General features: G+C 33.6%; 19 protein-coding genes. 9 read left to right on the top strand and 10 right to left on the bottom strand.

The window, feature by feature from the left end:
• Nucleotides 1-27: 27 nt before the first annotated feature.
• Nucleotides 28-657 carry a thioredoxin family protein gene (locus tag ACFFGL_RS10670; RefSeq protein WP_309726187.1) on the bottom strand — a complete coding sequence of 210 codons (630 nt, stop codon included), beginning with the start codon at nucleotides 655-657 and terminating at the stop codon, nucleotides 28-30.
• A 73-nt stretch (nucleotides 658-730) separates the two neighbouring features.
• On the opposite strand from ACFFGL_RS10670, the gene ACFFGL_RS10665 reads away from it, so the two are divergent.
• From ACFFGL_RS10665 to ACFFGL_RS10655, 3 genes are read left to right on the top strand one after another with little or no spacing between them, the layout of a single operon-like run.
• Nucleotides 731-1,297, top strand: coding sequence for a DNA-3-methyladenine glycosylase I (locus tag ACFFGL_RS10665; RefSeq protein ID WP_309726189.1), 567 nt, complete (start codon nucleotides 731-733; stop codon nucleotides 1,295-1,297).
• A gap of 15 nt (nucleotides 1,298-1,312) precedes the next feature.
• Entirely contained in the window at nucleotides 1,313-1,897 is a 585-nt protein-coding gene (locus ACFFGL_RS10660) for a hypothetical protein (protein WP_309726191.1), read from the top strand.
• Nucleotides 1,878-2,591, top strand: a complete 714-nt coding sequence (locus ACFFGL_RS10655; protein ID WP_309726192.1) for a DUF2490 domain-containing protein — start codon at nucleotides 1,878-1,880, stop codon at nucleotides 2,589-2,591. The genes ACFFGL_RS10660 and ACFFGL_RS10655 overlap by 20 nt, the downstream gene beginning before the upstream one ends.
• Before the next feature lie 2 nt (nucleotides 2,592-2,593).
• Here ACFFGL_RS10655 and aat read toward each other — a convergent pair whose 3' ends face one another.
• The 3 genes from aat to ACFFGL_RS10640 all read right to left on the bottom strand — a co-directional run bounded on the left by aat (nucleotide 2,594) and on the right by ACFFGL_RS10640 (nucleotide 4,711).
• Nucleotides 2,594-3,232, bottom strand: a complete 639-nt coding sequence (gene aat / locus ACFFGL_RS10650) for a leucyl/phenylalanyl-tRNA--protein transferase (protein WP_309726194.1) — start codon at nucleotides 3,230-3,232, stop codon at nucleotides 2,594-2,596.
• Between the two features lie 210 nt (nucleotides 3,233-3,442).
• Nucleotides 3,443-3,820, bottom strand: coding sequence for a DUF3127 domain-containing protein (locus ACFFGL_RS10645; RefSeq protein ID WP_309726196.1), 378 nt, complete (start codon nucleotides 3,818-3,820; stop codon nucleotides 3,443-3,445).
• Nucleotides 3,821-3,838: 18 nt separating this feature from the next.
• A complete protein-coding gene (locus ACFFGL_RS10640; protein WP_309726197.1) occupies nucleotides 3,839-4,711 on the bottom strand; it encodes a flavin reductase family protein in 873 nt (290 codons plus the stop codon).
• 111 nt (nucleotides 4,712-4,822) lie between these two features.
• Here ACFFGL_RS10640 and ACFFGL_RS10635 point away from each other — a divergent pair, with 111 nt between their 5' ends.
• Nucleotides 4,823-5,974 carry a sensor histidine kinase gene (locus tag ACFFGL_RS10635; protein WP_309726199.1) on the top strand — a complete coding sequence of 384 codons (1,152 nt, stop codon included), beginning with the start codon at nucleotides 4,823-4,825 and terminating at the stop codon, nucleotides 5,972-5,974.
• Here ACFFGL_RS10635 and ACFFGL_RS10630 read toward each other — a convergent pair.
• Genes ACFFGL_RS10630 through ACFFGL_RS10620 form a run of 3 tightly spaced genes read right to left on the bottom strand, consistent with a single transcriptional unit; the run spans nucleotide 5,971 to nucleotide 9,660 of the window.
• Nucleotides 5,971-6,360, bottom strand: coding sequence for an HIT family protein (locus ACFFGL_RS10630; protein ID WP_309726201.1), 390 nt, complete (start codon nucleotides 6,358-6,360; stop codon nucleotides 5,971-5,973). The genes ACFFGL_RS10635 and ACFFGL_RS10630 overlap by 4 nt on opposite strands.
• A gap of 43 nt (nucleotides 6,361-6,403) precedes the next feature.
• Entirely contained in the window at nucleotides 6,404-7,510 is a 1,107-nt protein-coding gene (locus tag ACFFGL_RS10625; RefSeq protein WP_309726203.1) for an ABC transporter permease, read from the bottom strand.
• A gap of 5 nt (nucleotides 7,511-7,515) precedes the next feature.
• A complete protein-coding gene (locus tag ACFFGL_RS10620) occupies nucleotides 7,516-9,660 on the bottom strand; it encodes a carboxy terminal-processing peptidase (protein ID WP_309726205.1) in 2,145 nt (714 codons plus the stop codon).
• A 233-nt stretch (nucleotides 9,661-9,893) separates the two neighbouring features.
• Between ACFFGL_RS10620 and surE the strand changes: the two genes are divergently transcribed.
• The 5 genes from surE to ACFFGL_RS10595 are packed head-to-tail and all read left to right on the top strand — an operon-like array spanning nucleotide 9,894 to nucleotide 14,649.
• Entirely contained in the window at nucleotides 9,894-10,676 is a 783-nt protein-coding gene (gene surE / locus ACFFGL_RS10615; protein ID WP_309726207.1) for a 5'/3'-nucleotidase SurE, read from the top strand.
• Complete coding sequence (locus ACFFGL_RS10610) at nucleotides 10,669-10,959, top strand: hypothetical protein (protein ID WP_309726208.1); 291 nt, start codon at nucleotides 10,669-10,671, stop codon at nucleotides 10,957-10,959. The genes surE and ACFFGL_RS10610 overlap by 8 nt, the downstream gene beginning before the upstream one ends.
• A 6-nt stretch (nucleotides 10,960-10,965) precedes the next feature.
• Nucleotides 10,966-12,078 carry a lipid-A-disaccharide synthase gene (gene lpxB / locus ACFFGL_RS10605; RefSeq protein ID WP_309726211.1) on the top strand — a complete coding sequence of 371 codons (1,113 nt, stop codon included), beginning with the start codon at nucleotides 10,966-10,968 and terminating at the stop codon, nucleotides 12,076-12,078.
• Nucleotides 12,079-12,094: 16 nt separating this feature from the next.
• Nucleotides 12,095-12,592, top strand: a complete 498-nt coding sequence (locus ACFFGL_RS10600; RefSeq protein WP_309726213.1) for a C40 family peptidase — start codon at nucleotides 12,095-12,097, stop codon at nucleotides 12,590-12,592.
• A 29-nt stretch (nucleotides 12,593-12,621) separates the two neighbouring features.
• Nucleotides 12,622-14,649: a ComEC/Rec2 family competence protein gene (locus ACFFGL_RS10595; RefSeq protein ID WP_309726215.1), complete on the top strand. Its 2,028-nt coding sequence runs from the start codon at nucleotides 12,622-12,624 to the stop codon at nucleotides 14,647-14,649.
• A 22-nt stretch (nucleotides 14,650-14,671) separates the two neighbouring features.
• On the opposite strand, the gene ACFFGL_RS10590 is transcribed toward ACFFGL_RS10595, so the two are convergent.
• Genes ACFFGL_RS10590 through ACFFGL_RS10580 form a run of 3 tightly spaced genes read right to left on the bottom strand, consistent with a single transcriptional unit; the run spans nucleotide 14,672 to nucleotide 18,626 of the window.
• Nucleotides 14,672-15,217: a thioredoxin family protein gene (locus tag ACFFGL_RS10590; RefSeq protein ID WP_309726217.1), complete on the bottom strand. Its 546-nt coding sequence runs from the start codon at nucleotides 15,215-15,217 to the stop codon at nucleotides 14,672-14,674.
• Between the two features lie 50 nt (nucleotides 15,218-15,267).
• Nucleotides 15,268-17,043, bottom strand: a complete 1,776-nt coding sequence (locus ACFFGL_RS10585; RefSeq protein ID WP_309726219.1) for a peptide MFS transporter — start codon at nucleotides 17,041-17,043, stop codon at nucleotides 15,268-15,270.
• Between the two features lie 17 nt (nucleotides 17,044-17,060).
• Complete coding sequence (locus tag ACFFGL_RS10580) at nucleotides 17,061-18,626, bottom strand: peptide MFS transporter (protein ID WP_309726221.1); 1,566 nt, start codon at nucleotides 18,624-18,626, stop codon at nucleotides 17,061-17,063.
• Between the last annotated feature and the right edge of the window lie 4 nt (nucleotides 18,627-18,630).

Genomic DNA, 18,630 nt, shown 5'->3' with positions numbered 1-18,630 from the left:
GATAGTTGTTTTTTGGAAGATACCGCTTTAACCAAAAGGTTGCGCCTCCGTATATAAAATTTTTGTAATATCTTCTACAACTGTCTTTCCTTTATCTTTATTGTACCATAGCTGTAATTCTTCTTTAAAATCGGCATCTAAACTTCCGTGGTCTTTTTTGTATTTTTCTACCATTTTTGTAGCAGCTGAAGGTCGCGGACCCCAATCGGCTATAATTTTTTCTTCCGCTAAATCAATCATAATTAATTTCGGAATAGATTTTCCACCATTGGTGAGAAACTCATTCATTAATTTTTCGTGTTCGTCGCGCAACACAATTCTTAAATCAATATTTTTATTGAAAGAAGCCATTTTTTGTAGCACCGGTAAGATATGCGCGGCATCGCCACACCAACCTTCAGAAATCACCAACCAACCCATTTTTTTAGGAAAAGCTTCAATTTTTTCTTTTGCTTCTGGTGAAATTTTTAAAGTTTTCTCCCAACGTTTCATTCTACGTTGGTTTAACGACGAATACATGGTTAATTGTTCGCTTTGGTTGGCGCCGGTAGATTTATTTTCAGCTAAAAGAGAATCGATTAGATTTTTATATTCATCATACCGCATTGCTTGCTGAAATTCTTCCAGCACAAGTTGAATTAAAGAAACTGTTTCCATAAGGTTAATTTACTGCAAAGTGCCTAAAAATGGTTTAAAAACTTCCTACTTTAGATTCAAATATAAAATAAAAATGAAGAAGAAAAGATGCGGTTGGTGCGAAGGTGATAAACTTTATGAAACTTATCATGATGAAGAATGGGGAGTTCCGGTTTACGATGATAAAACCTTGTTTGAATTTTTACTGCTCGAAACTTTTCAAGCCGGTTTAAGTTGGATAACTATTTTACGAAAACGCGAGAATTTTAAAACCGCTTTTAATGATTTCAACCATGAAAAAATAGCCAATTATTCTGAAGAAAAAATTCAGGAATTACTAAATAATGAAGGAATTATCAGAAACAAATTAAAAGTAAGATCGGCCGTTACCAATGCGCAAGCTTTTATGAAAATTCAAAAAGAATTTGGCACTTTCAGCAATTATATTTGGGATTTTGTAGATGGAAAACCCATACAAAATAATATTACCGATTATAAAAAAGCACCATCAACTTCTGCCTTAAGCGACAAGATTAGTAAAGACTTAAAAAAACGCGGATTTAAATTTGTTGGATCTACTGTAATCTACGCGCATATGCAAGCTACCGGAATGGTAAACGATCATGAAGTTTCCTGTTTTCGCCACTCAGAATTAGCTTAAAGTTATTTAATAGTTATGAAAAAGTTATTTTTTATACTGCTAATTTTAAATAGTTTGAGTACTATTGCACAGCAAAAAAAATCGGAAAAAGAAGAACGAATTTCTAAAGATGAAATGCCTGAAAAAGCAATTCAATTTTTTAATGAAGTTCTTTTTGAGGAAACAAATACCTATCGGTTTTATTTTGAAACAGATGGCAAGCGAAAAAGTTATGAAACCAAGTTTAAGAAAAACAAAGTTGGTTATAGCATAGAATTTGGCGAAGATGGAAATTTACAAGATGTTGAAGTAACTGTTCCGTTAAAAAAATTGAATGCTGAAGTTAAAAAAAGAATAGAAAAATTTTTTAATGAACAGTATTCAGGGTTTAGAATTGAAAAAGTTCAGTTGCAATATCTTCATCAACAAAGTAAAAATGCTCAGGAAACTTATTCACGCGCCTCGAATATTTTTCAAAATAAACCCGATAATTACGAGATTGTTGCCAAAGTGAAAATTGATGGTAATAGAAAACATCTCGAAGTTTTGTTTGACGCTTCCGGTAATTTCATAAAAAAGCGAGAAATAGCGGAAAACTCTTATGATTATCTTATTTTCTAAAAAATTTAGATTTTTATTTTTCTTTCTAATCCTACTATTTGGAAAGCTTTCAGCTCAAGAAAATTTTAATGGATTTATAAATCCGGCAATCTCTGTAAGCATAAAAAATGAAACTCCTTGGTCGTATACTTTTGGTATCGCACGACGCGATATTGTTTTTACAGACATTGAAAATAAACGTAATTTTAGTGAAGAAGTAAAGTTTGAAGGACAATTTTTAGAACTTAATCATTTTACGAGTAGAAAAGTAGGTTTTTACGGAAAAGTGAGTGCGGGAATTCGCTATCGTTTTATTGAAACTTTTACCGGAAAACAAAATGAAACCCGTTTTATTGAACAATACGCCTACGGAAAAAAACTAAACCGATTTAAAATTGCACATCGGTTACGATTAGCACAACGTTTTCGGGAAAAAACTACCTTTAGAACGCGTTATAGATTTTCTGTTGAATTTCCTTTAAATGGTGATAATGTGGATGCTAAAGAATTTTTATTAGTAACCTCAGCCGAAGGTGTTTGGGAATTCGGAAAAGATGAACTCCCAAATTTTGGTGTTCGTTACAGTAATTATATTGGCTATAAAATTTTTGACAACGCGGTTATTAATTTAGGACTCGAATATCGTTACCGTAATTTTACCCAAAATCCTTACACGCAATTATTTTTAATTAGCGCATTAAAAGTTTCACTTTAAAACTAGGTTAAATAACTTAAAAAAGCTTCTCGACTTATTTCTTTTGCGCCTAAACTCGCCAAATGTTTCGTGTAAACTTGGCAATCGATAAGTTTTATATCTTCCTTTTTTAACTTATTTACTAAGGAAATAAAACCATATTTTGAAGCATTACTCACTTTTGTAAACATACTTTCGCCGCAAAAAAGTCGTTTTTCTTTCAGGTAAATTCCATATAAACCGCCAACCAGTTTTTTATTCTGCCAGACTTCTACAGAAGTTGCAAATCCTTTTTTATGAAGTTGAATATATGCTGAAATCATTTCTAAAGTTATCCACGTATCATCTTGTCCTTCTCGTTTTATTTCAGCACAATTTTTAATTACTTCTTCAAAATTCTGATTGTAAGTAATTTGAAAAAAATCCTTTTTAAAAAGCTTTTTCATACTTTTTGAAACCTTTAAATCTTCAGGAAAAAGAACCATTCGCGGATCTGGACTCCACCATAAAATTGGCTGATCTTTTTCATACCACGGAAAAATACCTTTTTGATAAGCCGCTAATAATCGTTCGGTAGATAAATTTCCGCCAACGGCTAAAAGCCCTTCCGCTTCAGCTAAAGATGGATCTGGGAAATCTTCAAAAGGTTGTAAAAAGTGCATTTATCTGATAAGTAAGCATTTATAATAAAAATAGAACTGAATTAGATTGGATATTAAAAATAATTTAATGACCTTTGAGTTACCCTTTTAAGATAACTATTTGTTCATCATTGCTTTTTTTTGAATTATTATAAAGGGTTAACTAAACACCACAATACGAAAATCCGACCCAGCCAGGTCGGATTTTTATTTATTATTGTTAATTTTCCTTTAAAAAGGTAAATCGTCGTGATCTTCTTCATTAAAATCTGAAGCCGGCTCAAATTGATCTGCAGCTGGTGGCGGTGGCGTATTTCCTTGTGAAGAATTAGGTTGTAAATTTTCGATTCTCCAACCTTGAATTGAATTAAAATATTTTGTTTCTCCTTGCGGACTTACCCATTCTCTTCCGCGTAAATTAATACCGATCTTTACCGGTTGCCCGACTTGGTAATTATTCAGCAAGTCACATTTATCTTGAATAAATTCTACCAAAATATGTTGCGGATATTGCTCTTCGGTAGTAACTACCATTTCGCGCTTTCTAAAACCGTTATTTCCAAAAGTTTTAGTTTCATCTATTTTTTTAATCTTTCCTTGTAACTCCATAATTCTATTCTTTTCTACCTATTTTTTTGCTAATAATAATTTCCAAGCGCTATCGACATCGTCTTTTTTCAAGTATTCTTGAGCGATGGCGTGAATTTTATCGTTAGAACTTTCTCTTATAAAATCTTCTAATTTATTCTCACTGATGTAACTTTTCACTTCATCAGCTTCCGGTTGTTTTTCAACATTTCCTAATTTCCCGAGATCGTTTCCGGTTAAAATATTGCTTTTTTTAATTGAAGTTGGAATGCTGTCAATTCCCATTCCCATAGAAGAAATCGGTTTTGGCACTTCAAACATTCCCATATTAGCACGAGAATACCAACTTCCGCCCATTCTAGCGACTTGATCTAATTTTTGTTGATCAATTTTCTTATTTTCATCTAAAACGGCTTCATTAATGTGCATTTTTATCACTTCACAAACCACTAAACTTCCCGCTCCGCCATCGTCGCCTAATGATACGATTTTTGTCACTTTACATTCAAATTGAACCGGAGATTCTGCCACACGAAATGGTTTAACTAAATCTGATTTTTGCATGGTTAATCCCGCTTTCTCAAATTCATTTACACCATCGCCATATTCGGTACTGGAAAGTGACATTTGCTGTACAATCTCATAATTTACCACATTAATTACTACTTCTTTTGTGGCTTGCACATTTTGTAGCGTATGCTTTTCTGAATTATCACGAATTCTTCTTACCGGAGAAAAAACTACAACCGGCGGTTTTGCGCTAAACATATTAAAGAAACTGAAAGGCGAAAGATTAGGCTCTCCTTTTTCATTAATTGTACTTGCAAAAGCAATTGGTCTTGGGCCAATACTACTTACCATTAAACCGTAAAGTTTTTGGGTAGGAATTTCTTTAGGATCTATTGAATACATTAAATTTTAATTTTCACAAAGATAACTATTAAGATAAGGAATGAAAAGTTAGAATTCGAGAATATTTTAAACCAAAAATATTTATCTTTAAACTCAATTTTATTCCAGCCTATGATTTTTAGTGGAGAGCGAAAATTTACCCGATGGTTTATACTTTTAGCCTCGCTCAGCATTGTAATTTTATTTTTATGGAATATCACAATTTTCTTCAGTAGAATAAAACAAGAAGAGCGTGATAAAATGGAAATCTGGGTGAGCGCGTATTCTGAAGTTGTCGGTAAAAGTCTAGACGATGATTTTAGCGAAGTAGCCATAACCGTTCTCGAGCGTAACACTACTACACCAATGATTGTTTACACGGTAAAAAACGATACGTACGATACGAGAAATATACCGAATGTAGAAAGCCAAGAGGAAATAAAAAAACTTGCACAAGAATTTGAATCGGAATATAAACCGATACCCATAACCATAACCGATGGCGAAGAATTACTAATGGTTATTTATTACGGAAATTCTAATCTTCTCAACAAACTAAAATATTTTCCGGTTGGTGTAGCAATCGTTGTTTTACTTTTTATTTTGATTCTGTATTATTTTTATGAGACTACAAAATCTAATGAGCAAAGCAAGCTTTGGGCAGGAATGGCTAAAGAAACGGCGCATCAAATAGGAACGCCGCTTTCTTCTTTAGTGGGTTGGACTGAAATTTTAAAAACTGAAAAAGTTGACCCCTCTTATATTATTGAAATTGAAAAAGATGTCGATCGCTTAAAAACCATTACCGAACGTTTTTCAAAAATAGGCTCTTTACCAACGTTAGAAAAAGTAAATTTAACCGAAGCCACCCAAAATTCTTACGATTACCTTTGTTCTCGAACTTCTAAACTTATTAATTTTTCAATTAATTTACCCGACGAACCCATTTTTGTTCAACTAAACGAACAACTTTTTAGTTGGACCGTGGAAAATCTGGTGAAAAATGCGATTGACGCTTTACGCGGAAAGGGTGACCTGAAAATTGATATTACACAAGACTCGAAAAATGCTTACGTTCATATTAGCGATACCGGAAAAGGAATTCCAAAAGGAAAATTCAAAAAAATATTTGAACCCGGTTATACTACCAAAAAAAGAGGTTGGGGTTTAGGTCTATCTTTAGCAAAACGAATTATTGAAGAATACCACGATGGGAAAATTCGGGTATTAAAAAGTGAATTAAACGAAGGCACAACTTTCGAAATTCAATTGAAAAAAGCTTAAAAATTTGCTTTAATTTCTTCAGCCAACGATTTAAATTCTTCTTCGGTTAATTTTACTTTATGCTGAAAAGTAGCGTCTTTCATTTCATTTAACGGAATTAAATGAACGTGAACGTGCGGAACTTCTAAGCCAATCACCGACATTCCAATTCTTTTGCAAGAAACCGTTTTTCTTAAGGCCAAGGCTACTTTACGAGAAAAAAGCATTAATTCTTGGTATTCTTTTTCAGATAAATCAAACAATTTATTTTCTTCTTTTTTAGGAATACAAAGCGTATGACCTTTCGCATTCGGATTGATATCTAAAAACGCTAAAAAATTATCATTTTCTGCTACTTTATAAGCAGGTAAATCGCCATTAATGATTTTTGTAAATATAGTTGCCATAATTTTTTTGATTTAGTTGAAATATATAAAAATAATTGAAAAATCACTTTACATCTAACGCATCTCTTAACGCGTTTCCGATAAGCATAAAAGCCATAACTAGACTCATAATCGCTAAGCCGGGTACAATTGCCAAATAAGCTTTTCCTAAAATAATATAACTGTAATGATCTTTTATCATTGAACCCCAACTTGGCATCGGCGGTTGCGCTCCTATTCCTAAAAAACTCAACCCACTTTCAATTAAAATAGCTGCGGCAAAATTTGCTGCAGAAATTACAATAACCGGCGCCATAATATTTGGTAAAATATGATTTTTTATTATTCTGAAATTTTTAAAGCCTAATGCTCTCGCAGCGGTAACGTATTGCATTTCTTTCACACTTTTTACTTGCCCGCGAACTACACGCGCAACTTCAACCCACATCGTTAAACCAACGGCTATAAAAACTTGCCAAAATCCTTTTCCTAAGGCTAGCGTAATGGCTATCACTAAAAGTAAAGTAGGAATTGACCACGTAACATTAATTAACCACATAATTGCGGCATCTATTTTTCCACCAAAATAACCGGCCAAAGCACCGAGAGAAATCCCGATGATAAGCGAAATAAAAACAGCCACAAACCCGATGGAAAGTGAAATTCGGGTTCCTATTAATACACGACTTAGTAAATCTCTTCCGTATTTATCTGTTCCTAATAGAAAGGTTTTCGATTGTATATATTTTTTTTCAATTTCTTTTATTGATAGTTTCGTCGGAAATGTTTTACTAACAACAAATTCTTTTGCTAAGGCTTGTTCTCTGTCTCCTGAATATGGAATTACGCTTAACGTGTCTGTTTTAAATTTATAGGATGAAATAGGAATTTCTGTACCTGAATTTTGCTCACCAAAAAACCACTCTTTAAACAAGTTTTCTTCTGAAATTTGTCCGGGAATTTTTAGCATTTCAACTTGAAAACCGGGTGGTTTTGAATGAATCGATAAATGCATCTGGTTTGCATTTTCTGAATCATCGGGTGCAATTAAATAAGCGAAAATTGCTAGAAGTGTACATAAAATGATGAATATAAAACTCAAAACGCCCCAAGTATTCTTTTTGAATTTTTGGAGCGCTAATTGAGCTAATGAATTTGTCTGTTGACGCATTCAGCTTACTTTTTTATATCTGCCATTTCTGACCTTCTAATATTGTTCTGTTTTAAATCTTCAAGCACGTTTACAGCTTCTTCAACGTACACATCTTTACTTAAACTTTTATGCCATCTCGAACGTTTTTCAGCTAACGTGGTATCTGTTTCGAACATTTCTTCTTCGTAAGGTAAAGAGGTAAAAGTTAAATCTGTGGTGTAATCTTGAATGGCATCGAAACGTTTTGCTTGCTTTTCATCTTCAGTAATTTTCTGCTTGTAATCCTCATAATTAAGCGAATATACATTTTCTTCACGTTGTTCTTTTATCCATTTCGCACTTTCATCGATCAACTTTAATTGTTCGCTTTTTTGCATGCGCTGTTTACTGCTTTCAATAGTTTTTCCGAAGTCTATATACCCATCCCATTTTTCATAATCTGCCGGCTCAATTTGATCCCAAGGCAATGGATTTTGCATATCACGTTCGCCAATATCAATATAACTATAACGATCTGGCACGACTACATCGCTCTCAACTCCTTTTAATTGCGTTGAACCACCATTTACACGGTAAAATTTTTGTGTTGTAATTTTTAACGCACCCATATCTCCAAAATCGCTGTTACGCATCCAACGGTTTAAATCCACTACATTTTGAACAGTTCCTTTTCCGTAGGTTTGTTTGCTTCCGATAATAATCGCGCGCTCATAATCTTGCATTGCCGCTGCTAAAATTTCTGATGCCGAAGCTGAAAGTTCATTTACCAGAATTACTAACGGACCGTCCCATAAAATAGAATCGTCTTTATCGTGAAGTACTTCTCGTTCATTATCGCCAGAGCGAACTTGCACAATCGGTCCTTCTTCAATAAACATTCCCGCAATATCGACCACGGTAGAAAGTGAACCACCACCATTATTTCTTAAATCGATAACCAATCCGTCCATATTTTGTTTTTTAAGACGAATAATTTCTTTTTTAATGTCTGAAGCCGCGTTTCTATTGCTGGCATCTTCCATATCGAAATAAAACTTCGGTAGATTTATTAACCCGTATTTACGATCATTTTTTTCTACCATTGTACTTTTTGCGTAGGTTTCTTCAATTTCTACGACATCTCTAACAATGGTTATATTTTCTACTGTTCCATCAACTTTTTTAACGGTTAAGGTTACTTTCGTTCCTTTTGGACCTTTTATTAAATCAACCGCATCATCTATTGGCATTCCCACAATGTTTACGGGTTCTGCTTCATCTTCTTGCTTTACTTTTTGAATAAGATCGCCAACTTCTAATTCTTCTCCACGCCAAGCGGGACCGCCGGAAATAATTTCAACAATTTTAATATTGTCCATTTTTTTCTGTAAACGCGCTCCAATTCCTTCTAAACTTCCACGCATTTGAATGTCGAAACGTTCTTTATCACGCGGAGCAAAATAAAACGTATGCGGATCGAATTCTTCTACAATTGAATTTACATAAATTGAAAACCAATCTTTTTTATCTAGATCGTCAAAAATATCGAAGGCTTCGTTAAGTGAATTTTTAGTGGTTTCACGTGCTTTTTTCTCTAATTCTTTATCTGAAAGTGGCGTATAATTTTCATCTTCTTCCACTTTCATTTTTTCTTCTTCCTTTAAATCATGATAATTTCCGAGCGCTGTAAACTTTAATTGTTGACGCCATCTCTCTTTTAAATCTTTTTTAGAGGAAGCATACGGAATGTTATCGTAATCGGTATTGATGGTTTCTTTTTCAGAAAAATCGAATGGTTTTTCTAGGATTTCTTCATAAAATCCTTTTGCTTCAGTAATTCTCTTTAGCAAACGTTCGTGGGTTAAATTGAAAAAGGCAATTTTATGCTCGTTGATTTCTTCATCAATTTTATCTTCATATTTACTGAAATCTTTCATATCGCTTTCTAGAAAATAACGCTTTCTAGGATCGAGGCCCAGTAAATAATCGTCGTAAACCGCTTTGGAAAAAGAATCGTCAATTTCTTTAGGATCGTAATGACCTCTACTTAATACAAACGAAATTAATTCAATTAAAACTTCATCTTTATCTGATGACGGATCGGTATCTATTTTTTTATTAGTTGTAAAACTGCAAGAAGCAACGGCTAATAACAATCCTAATAAAAATATTTTAAAATTCTTTTTCATAAACCACTTAAATTTCATGTTCATTCACTTACATACATTAAAAATTATGCCAACCTTTTATGTTTGAATTCTTCTATTAACATAGAGAAAAACTAGCAAAGCTTAAAAATAGTATTTTTTTTAAACCTAATTTCATAAAATAAGCATAATGCGGTCAGTTTTCAGAAGAAAAAATATACAGCCTTATTTTGAGCTTTTAAATATGTATTTTAGTGGCGTTAAAAAAAGAAACTATGGCAAAAAAGAAACCGCTCATTTTAGTGACTAATGACGATGGAATTACAGCTCCGGGAATTCGGCATTTAATAAAAATCATGAAACAATTGGGCGATGTTGTTGTGGTCGCTCCCGATAGTCCGCAAAGCGGAATGGGACATGCGATTACCATAAATGACAATCTTTATTGTGACCCTGTAAAGTTAAAAGCAACCGAAAAACACCAAGAATTTAGTTGCTCGGGAACACCGGCAGATTGTGTAAAAATTGCAAAACAAGAAATTTTACATCGAAAACCCGACCTTTGTGTGAGCGGAATTAATCACGGCTCGAATTCTTCTATTAACGTAATTTATTCAGGAACGATGAGCGCCGCCGTAGAAGCAGGAACAGAAGGAATTCCCGCGATTGGTTTTTCTCTTTTAGATTATTCGCTTACTGCAGATTTTGAACCGACTTCTAAATTCGTAAAGCAAATCACGAAAAATGTGTTAGAAAACGGACTTCCTAGTGGAGTTGTTCTAAACGTAAATATTCCTAAACTTTCAGCAAAAGAGATTAAAGGAATTAAAGTTTGCCGACAAGCCAAAGCACATTGGGTAGAAGAATTTGATAAACGCACCAATCCGCAAGGAAGAGATTATTATTGGTTAACCGGAGAATTTATAAATGAAGATAAAGGCGAAGATACCGATGAATGGGCGTTAAAAGAAGGTTTTGTTTCTGTAGTTCCCGTTCAATTCGATCTTACCGCTCATCACGCCATTAAAGAATTAAACACTTGGAATTTAAATGATTAAGAAAGAAATACTTATCGGTTTTTTAATAGGAATTTTATCTACTTGCGGGGGTTTATTTTTATATATCACCGCATTTTCTGAATACGATTTTTCAAAAACCCTAGAACTGGCAAGACGTGAAGACCGTTTGGGTCATTTATTATCATTAGGCGCAATTTTAAATTTTTTACCTTTTTTTGTTTTCCTCAAGAAAAAGCAAATTTACAGGAGTCGCGGCGTTTTGCTAGCAACTTTAATTGTAGCTATTGCCATAATTTTTATTACGATAGATAGTTTTAAATAAATTCAAATGAAATATTACTTAATCGCAGGCGAAGCATCGGGAGATTTACACGCGGCAAATCTAATGAAAGCTTTACAGAAAGAAGATCCTGAAGCCGATTTTAGATTTTGGGGAGGCGATTTAATGCAGCAAGTTGGCGGAACTTTAGTAAAACATTACCGCGAATTAGCATTTATGGGGTTTGTTGAGGTTGCTGTGAACTTAAAAACTATTCTGAATAATATTAAATTCTGTAAAAAAGATATCGCTAAATACAAACCTGATGTAATTATTTTTATTGACTATCCTGGTTTCAATTTTAGGATCGCAAAATGGGCTCGAACCGAAGGTTTTAAAACGCATTATTATATTTCACCACAAATTTGGGCGTGGAAAGAAAACAGAATAAAAGCCATAAAACGTGATGTAGATGAACTTTACGTAATCCTTCCGTTTGAAAAAGATTTTTACGAGAAAAAACACGATTTTCCTGTTCATTTTGTAGGTCATCCATTACTAGATGCTATTCAACAACGAAAAGATATTAGTTTTCAAGAATTTATAAGCGAAAATAAACTTTCACAAAAACCGATTATCGCGTTACTCCCCGGAAGCCGGAAACAAGAAATCAGTAAAATGTTGAAAACCATGCTAAAAATGGTTGAAAAATTTCCTGATTATCAATTTGTGATTGCTGGAGCGCCAAGTCAAGATCGCTCTTTTTATGAACCTTATTTGCATAAAAAGAATGTCTTTTTGAGTATGAACAAAACCTACGATTTACTGAGTGTCGCCACCGCAGCTTTGGTAACTTCAGGAACCGCGACCCTAGAAACCGCTCTTTTTAAAGTTCCAGAAGTGGTTTGTTATAAAGGAAGTACTATTTCTTATGAAATCGCAAAACGAATTATAAATCTGGATTATATTTCGCTGGTAAATTTAATTATGGACAAAGAAGTCGTGAAAGAATTAATTCAGCATGAATTTAACGCGAAAAATTTAGAGCAATCGCTGCGGAATATTTTAAATGAAGAAAACCGAAAAAAACTACTTCAAGAATATGATTTATTAGCGCAAAAACTCGGCGGAAGTGGCGCCAGTGAAAAAACCGCACAATTAATTGTCAATAAAATTCGTTAGAAAAGAAAACCAACCTATGAAAAAAATCCTTTTCCTTTTAATTTTAGCTATTTCTCTTGTTTCCTGTGGAGCTTCCAAACGGAATTCTTCAGGCGTTAAAAAAAGTTCCTCGTATAGATATGATCCTGTTCCGGCGGCGAGTAAAGTTGCTGATTATGCTTTAACTTTTGAAGGAACAAAATACAAATACGGCGGAACGACCAGAAAAGGAATGGATTGTTCAGGTTTAATTTATGTTTCTTTTCAGGAAGAAAACATTCAGCTACCAAGAACTTCTCGTGCAATGTCTAAAGAAGGAAGAAGATTACGTGTAAATGAAATTAACGTTGGCGATTTGCTTTTTTTTCAAACTAATAAAAGTAGAAGAGTAATTAATCACGTAGGTTTGGTGGTACAACTGGTTCCCGGTGAAGTTAATTTTATTCATTCTACAACTTCTAGCGGCGTAATTGTTTCGTCATTAAACAATCCGTATTGGAATAAAGCCTTTGTCATGGCGCGTCGTATTTTTTAAGTTCTTATTATTTTCTGTAACTTTATACAATGAGGTTATGGAATAATCCCGTACTCTTACTTACTATTTCTTTTTGTATCGGTATTGTTTTTGGCAAGTATTTTATAGTAACAGATTTGCCGATTTATGTCTGGATAGTGAGTTTTTCACTCTTTATTTTCCTTTACGGAAGAGCACGATTTTTATGGTTTCAAGATTCCTTTTTCTCCATCTTCGCTTTATTAGTCTTTATAGTTTTGGGAATGTTTTGTTTTCAACTTCATCAACCTGAAAACACAAAAAATCATTACTTAAATTATGAAAAAAATAAAGCAAATTTTCGTGTAGTAATTGAAGAAAAACTCAACGAAAATCATTTTTTCGATAATTATATAGCTGAAATTACTCAAATTGATTCGGTAAAAAGTGAAGGGAAAATTTTACTAAGTCTTGAAAATGACACCTTACCAAATTATGCAAAAGTTGGCGATGAAATTTTACTTCGTGATAGTTTAGAAAGCATTTATTCTGCTAAAAACCCGTATCAATTCAGCTATAAAAAATTTATGATGAATCGCGGAATTTATCGACAAATCACTATTTCGCCACAAAGAATACTAAAAATTGACCATCAAGCTAACTTTTATACCAAAGCTGCTAAGCTGAAAAAGACGTTAGAAGTTTCACTATCTAAAAATGGATTTAAACCGAAAGAAATTCATTTAATGCAAGCGCTTTTACTAGGCAATAAAAATGCTTTAGCAAATGAAACCTATGAAAAATTTACTGAAGCCGGCGTGGTTCATATTTTGGCAGTTTCTGGATTGCATATTGGAATTTTGCTTGGGCTGCTTTATTATATTTTTTATCCACTTCGGAAATTTCGTTTCGGAAAATATTTTAGTGCTTTTATAATTATTAGTTTACTGTGGAGTTACGCGTTTCTCGTTGGTTTCACACCTTCTGTTTTGCGAGCTGTCACTATGTTTTCGTGTTTAAGTATTGGTTTATTACTAAAACGAAGAACAGGAACATTAACAATGCTCTGTCTTTCTGCTTTAATTTTATTATTGATTAATCCGAATTTGCTATTTGAAGTTGGATTTCAATTAAGTTATTGCGCGGTTTTAGCAATTATTTGTTTTCAGCCTTACTTTTTTAGACCCTTTAAACATACGCACAAAATTATTCGGTTTTTTGGAAACATTGCGAGTGTTACTTTTGCTGCACAATTAGGTGTTTTCCCGTTAAGTATTTATTATTTTCATCAATTTCCGGGTTTGTTTTTTCTTACTAATATTTTAGTTGTCCCAGCTTTAGGTATAATTTTAGGCTTAGGGTTATTGATTATTTTTCTGAGTTCGGTTAATTTTCTACCCGATTTAGTGAGAGAAATTTATCAATTTATTCTTCATCAATTACTTTTTATAATCAATTGGGTTGCTAGCCAAAAAGCTTTTCTTATTGAACATATTTATTTTCCGGTACCGTATGTAATTTTTGGTTATGCCCTATTAATCACGTTGTTTTTTACTTTACGAATGAAAAAGAAAAGATTGGTAGTTTCCTTATTAATATTGTTCATTTCTTTTCAGCTTTATTATATTTTTTCGCATCAACAAGAAAAAGAAAATCAATCTTTCACTGTTTTTCATATTTCAAAAGGGACTTTACTCGGCTTTCAGGAACAATCGACTTATAAATTTTATTCAGATTCTATTGGTAAAATAAAAGCTCCAAGAATTGTAGAAAACCTCGAAAATAATATTCCGCTTCAAAAAATTTCTACAGAAGACACCCTAAAAAATTGGTATAATTTCTACGGAAATTCATTGCTAATTATTGACCAAAACGGAATTTTTGACTTGCCTTCTTCCGCCTCTGTAGATTATGTGTTGCTAAACGATTCTCCTAAAATAAATTTAGTACGCGTTCTCAATAAACTTCAACCAAAAAAAATTATAGTTGATGGCAGCAATTACCATAGCTATGTAAAAAGATGGAGCGAAACCTGTGCGCAAAAAAAAGTCCCTTTTCACTATACAGGTAAAAAGGGAGCTTTCACTCTTGATTATTGAACATCTTAGCACATTTTCAACATCAATTGTTACTAAAAGTATTTTTGAAATTATTTTGATATTCTTTCCACGCTTCTTGTGTGGTTAAGTCTTTGTAATCATCATTAGCAATCATCTTCAAATAAATTTCCAATTGCTTTGGCGTATGATAACCGGTTACCGGCGAGATTATTTCTGATTCTTCATCGAAGAAAACCATACTCGGATAAGCTCTAATTTTTAATGCATGGGCAAATAAATGCTGACTGTTTCTGCCTTTCTTATTCGCTTTATGATTAGGATTTGTATAGGTAAAATCTTTGTAAGTCACTTCTTCGGTTCCTTCCGCATTAAATTTTACCGCATAAAAATGTTTATTGATGTATTTTGCTACATCTTCATTTTGAAAAGTGTTTTTATCCAGTAATTTGCACGGGCCACACCATTCGGTATAAACATCTACAAAAATCTTTTTTGGATTTTCTTTTTGCGCTTCTAAGGCTTCGTTCATAGTCATCCAATTAATTTTCTGTGCGGAAACTCCTACAGATAAAAGGATAGCTATAAAAAAAATCAGTTGTTTTTTCATAATAAATAATTATCAAAAAGCATTCCAAAGCTTTAATTAAACCCTAAAGCTTATTTTACGCCGTGCATTAACTTTTTCAGTAACGGATTTAAAACCGCTACTATAATTCCTGCTACCACAGGAATTATGGTAAAGATTAAAAAGAAAGTAGACAAATTGTATTCTTCTTTAATTTGATCTACCATTCCTCCTAGGGAACCGGCTAATTTATTTCCGATAGCGATGGCTAAATACCACATTCCAAACATTAACGCGATCATTCGCGCAGGAACTAATTTACTAACATAGGAAAGTCCTACAGGTGATAAACAAAGCTCTCCCAATGTGTGGAATAAATATGCTAGAATTAGCCAAATCATACTCACTTTTACACCAGGATTAATACCGTCTGAACCATAGGCCAAAAACGCGAATCCTACTCCAACAAGTACAAGACCAATTCCATATTTTAAAGCTGCAGAAGGATTGTATTTACTTTCCCACCATTTTGAAAACATGGAAGCAAATGTGATAATGAAGAAAGAGTTTAGAATACTAAACCATGAAACGGTAATTTCAATAGAATCTGAAGAAAATTCACGAGCTAACATCCAAATCACTAACCCCCAAACTCCTAAAAAGCAAACCATTAAAACAATATTAGAGCCTAAAACTTTCTTATGAGTTTGTTTCCATAACAGAATTAAAACCCATGTAATTATTCCTAGCGGAATTACCGTAAGTAAAGTATTAATGATATTGTAAATTAAAGCGGAATTTCCTTCAAGCGTTCGGTCTACATAATCTCTTGCAAAAAGGACTAAAGATGAAGCAGCTTGCTCAAAACACAAAAAGAAAATTACCGTAAAAAATGCGAAAATTACGACTGCAATCATTCGGTCACGTACAACTTTTGTATAACGCGAAATTCTTGAAACAATTAAAATCAAAAATAATACTAATCCAATTATAGCAATACCGATAGGTCCCGTAATAGAATCTGCACCAAGTTCAAATGGCATTTTTTCAGGAAGAAGATTTACATCTCCTATTTTTGAAGTCGGGTCGTTTATTAAATATAAAAATCCTATTACGGCACTTACGATAATTAGTATTTTATCGAACATCGTAAAAGGATTTGGTTTGTAGTCTTTCTTTTCTTCTTCAGAAATTTCAACTTCTCTCCCTTTCTCAGGAACACCGCCTATTTTTCCGAAAAGCGGTTTCGCTAACCAAAACTGAAGTGTTCCTAAAAGCATAAAAATTCCAGCAAGACCAAAGCCCCAGCTCCAACCTAATTTTTCAGCTAAATATCCACATAACATCATTCCGAAGAAAGCCCCCGCATTTACACCCATATAAAATATGGTATACGCACCATCTTTCTTTTCCGGAAGGTATTTATACATTTCAGAAATAATAGAAGTAATGTTGGGTTTGAAAAAACCTGTACCAAGAATTAAAAATCCTAAGCCTACATATAACATAATTTCGGTTTCTACAGCCATAGCCGCATGACCTAGCGTCATTAAAACCGCTCCAACTACTACAGCCCAACGATAACCGATTAATCTATCGGCGATAATTCCTCCTAAGATGGGTGTTAAATATAGCATTCCCGCGTAGGTTCCATATAAAGCTCCTGCATTTTCGGTAGACCAACCCCAACCTGGAAAATCTACTCCTACAATTGCCATCGTAAGAAAGTTGACTAATAAAACGCGCATTCCGTAGAATGAAAAACGCTCCCACATTTCTGTGAAAAATAATACAAATAGCCCGGCGGGATGACCTAAAACTTTACTTTTAAATAAATTATCGTGTTCGGTAGATGTTATTGATGCCATTTTATTCTTATAAAAATTTAAACGTTTTCTTCTAATTCGTATGGTTCGTTATCTTGAACGTCTTGCAGTTTGCGCTCGTTATCTTCAGCACCGTGCGTAAGTCGTTTTAAGGGTTTAGTTAATAAAACGAAGATTATTCCAATTACAATAGTGAAAATTAAAATTCCGAGGAAAACTGAATATTCACCAAAATCTGAAGCGGACTCTCCTACAATTCCGGCTACTTTACTTCCTAAACCGGTGGCGGCAAAATAGATACCCATCATTAACGAAGCATATTTTACCGGTGCTAATTTTGTAATAAAAGAAAGTGCTACCGGTGAAAGGCATAATTCCCCAATTGTGTGGAATAAATAAGCTAATACTAACCAAAGCATACTTGAACTACCTGATTTTTGAAATTCCATTGCGGCAAAAACCATAAATAAGAAACCAAAGCCCATAATTATAATACCTGATGCCATTTTGAAAATGGAAGAAGCTTCTTTTCCTTTTAGTTTTCGCTTTGCCCAATAATTCGCTACTATTGTGGCGAAAATAATAATGAAACCGGCATTTAAACTCTGGAACATCATAGTTGGAACGGTCCAACCAAATAAGTTTCTATCCGTTTTAGAATCGGTGTATAAATTCATTAATCCACCGGCTTGCTCAAAAGCACCCCAGAAAATAATCACCATAATAAATGACAAGAGTAATACTATAAATCGATCTTTATAAACTTGTGTGTTTAATTCTTTGTAAATCATCATCATTAATGCAACGATAGAGGTTAAGAATAAGAATAATAAACCATAACCCCATTCTAAATAATACCAACCAATGAATGATGCAACCACTAACAGTAAAGCAATAATTAATTGCTTAGGAGATTTAAATAATTCAGCATATAATTTTCCATAGGAAACTTCATCTGAAGCTTCTGTATCAGATTTATCCAAATTCCCTACGTATTTTAAATGTTTGTATCCAGCTAAATAAACGATTAAACCTAAAAGCATTGCTACTCCAGCCATAGCAAAACCTGCGTGCCAACCCCATTCTGCTACTACAAACCCGACTAATAATGTTGCTAGCAAAGAGCCTAAATTAATTCCGATATAGAAAACACTAAATCCTTTATCACGACGGATATCGCCTTGCGCATACAAACCACCAACCATAGTAGAAATGTTTGGTTTTAACATTCCAACGCCTAATACCACTAATCCCAAACCGGTATAAAATGCCCATAAATCTTCAATAGCCAAAACACCGTGACCGGCACATAAAATGAGCGCACCAATTAATACAGATTTTTTCTGCCCTAATAATTTATCGGCAATCATTCCGCCGGGAATGGAAAGCACATACACCAACATCGTGTACCAGCCGTAGAGTTCTAAAGCGTGTTCTTCAGACCATCCTAAACCAATTCCGCGAGGATCGGTTCCTAACGTGGAAGTTGTCATATAAAGAACTAATAAAGCTCGCATCCCGTAGTAGGAAAAACGTTCCCACATCTCGGTAAAAAATAGGATATACAATCCTATAGGATGCCCGAATAATTGCTTTTGATTTTGAAGTTGCGCTGTAGATGCCATATTA

It is taken from the genome of Mesonia maritima, assembly GCF_042433895.1.
Lineage (GTDB): Bacteria > Bacteroidota > Bacteroidia > Flavobacteriales > Flavobacteriaceae > Mesonia > Mesonia maritima.
This window is presented reverse-complemented; position numbering and strand designations above follow the sequence as displayed.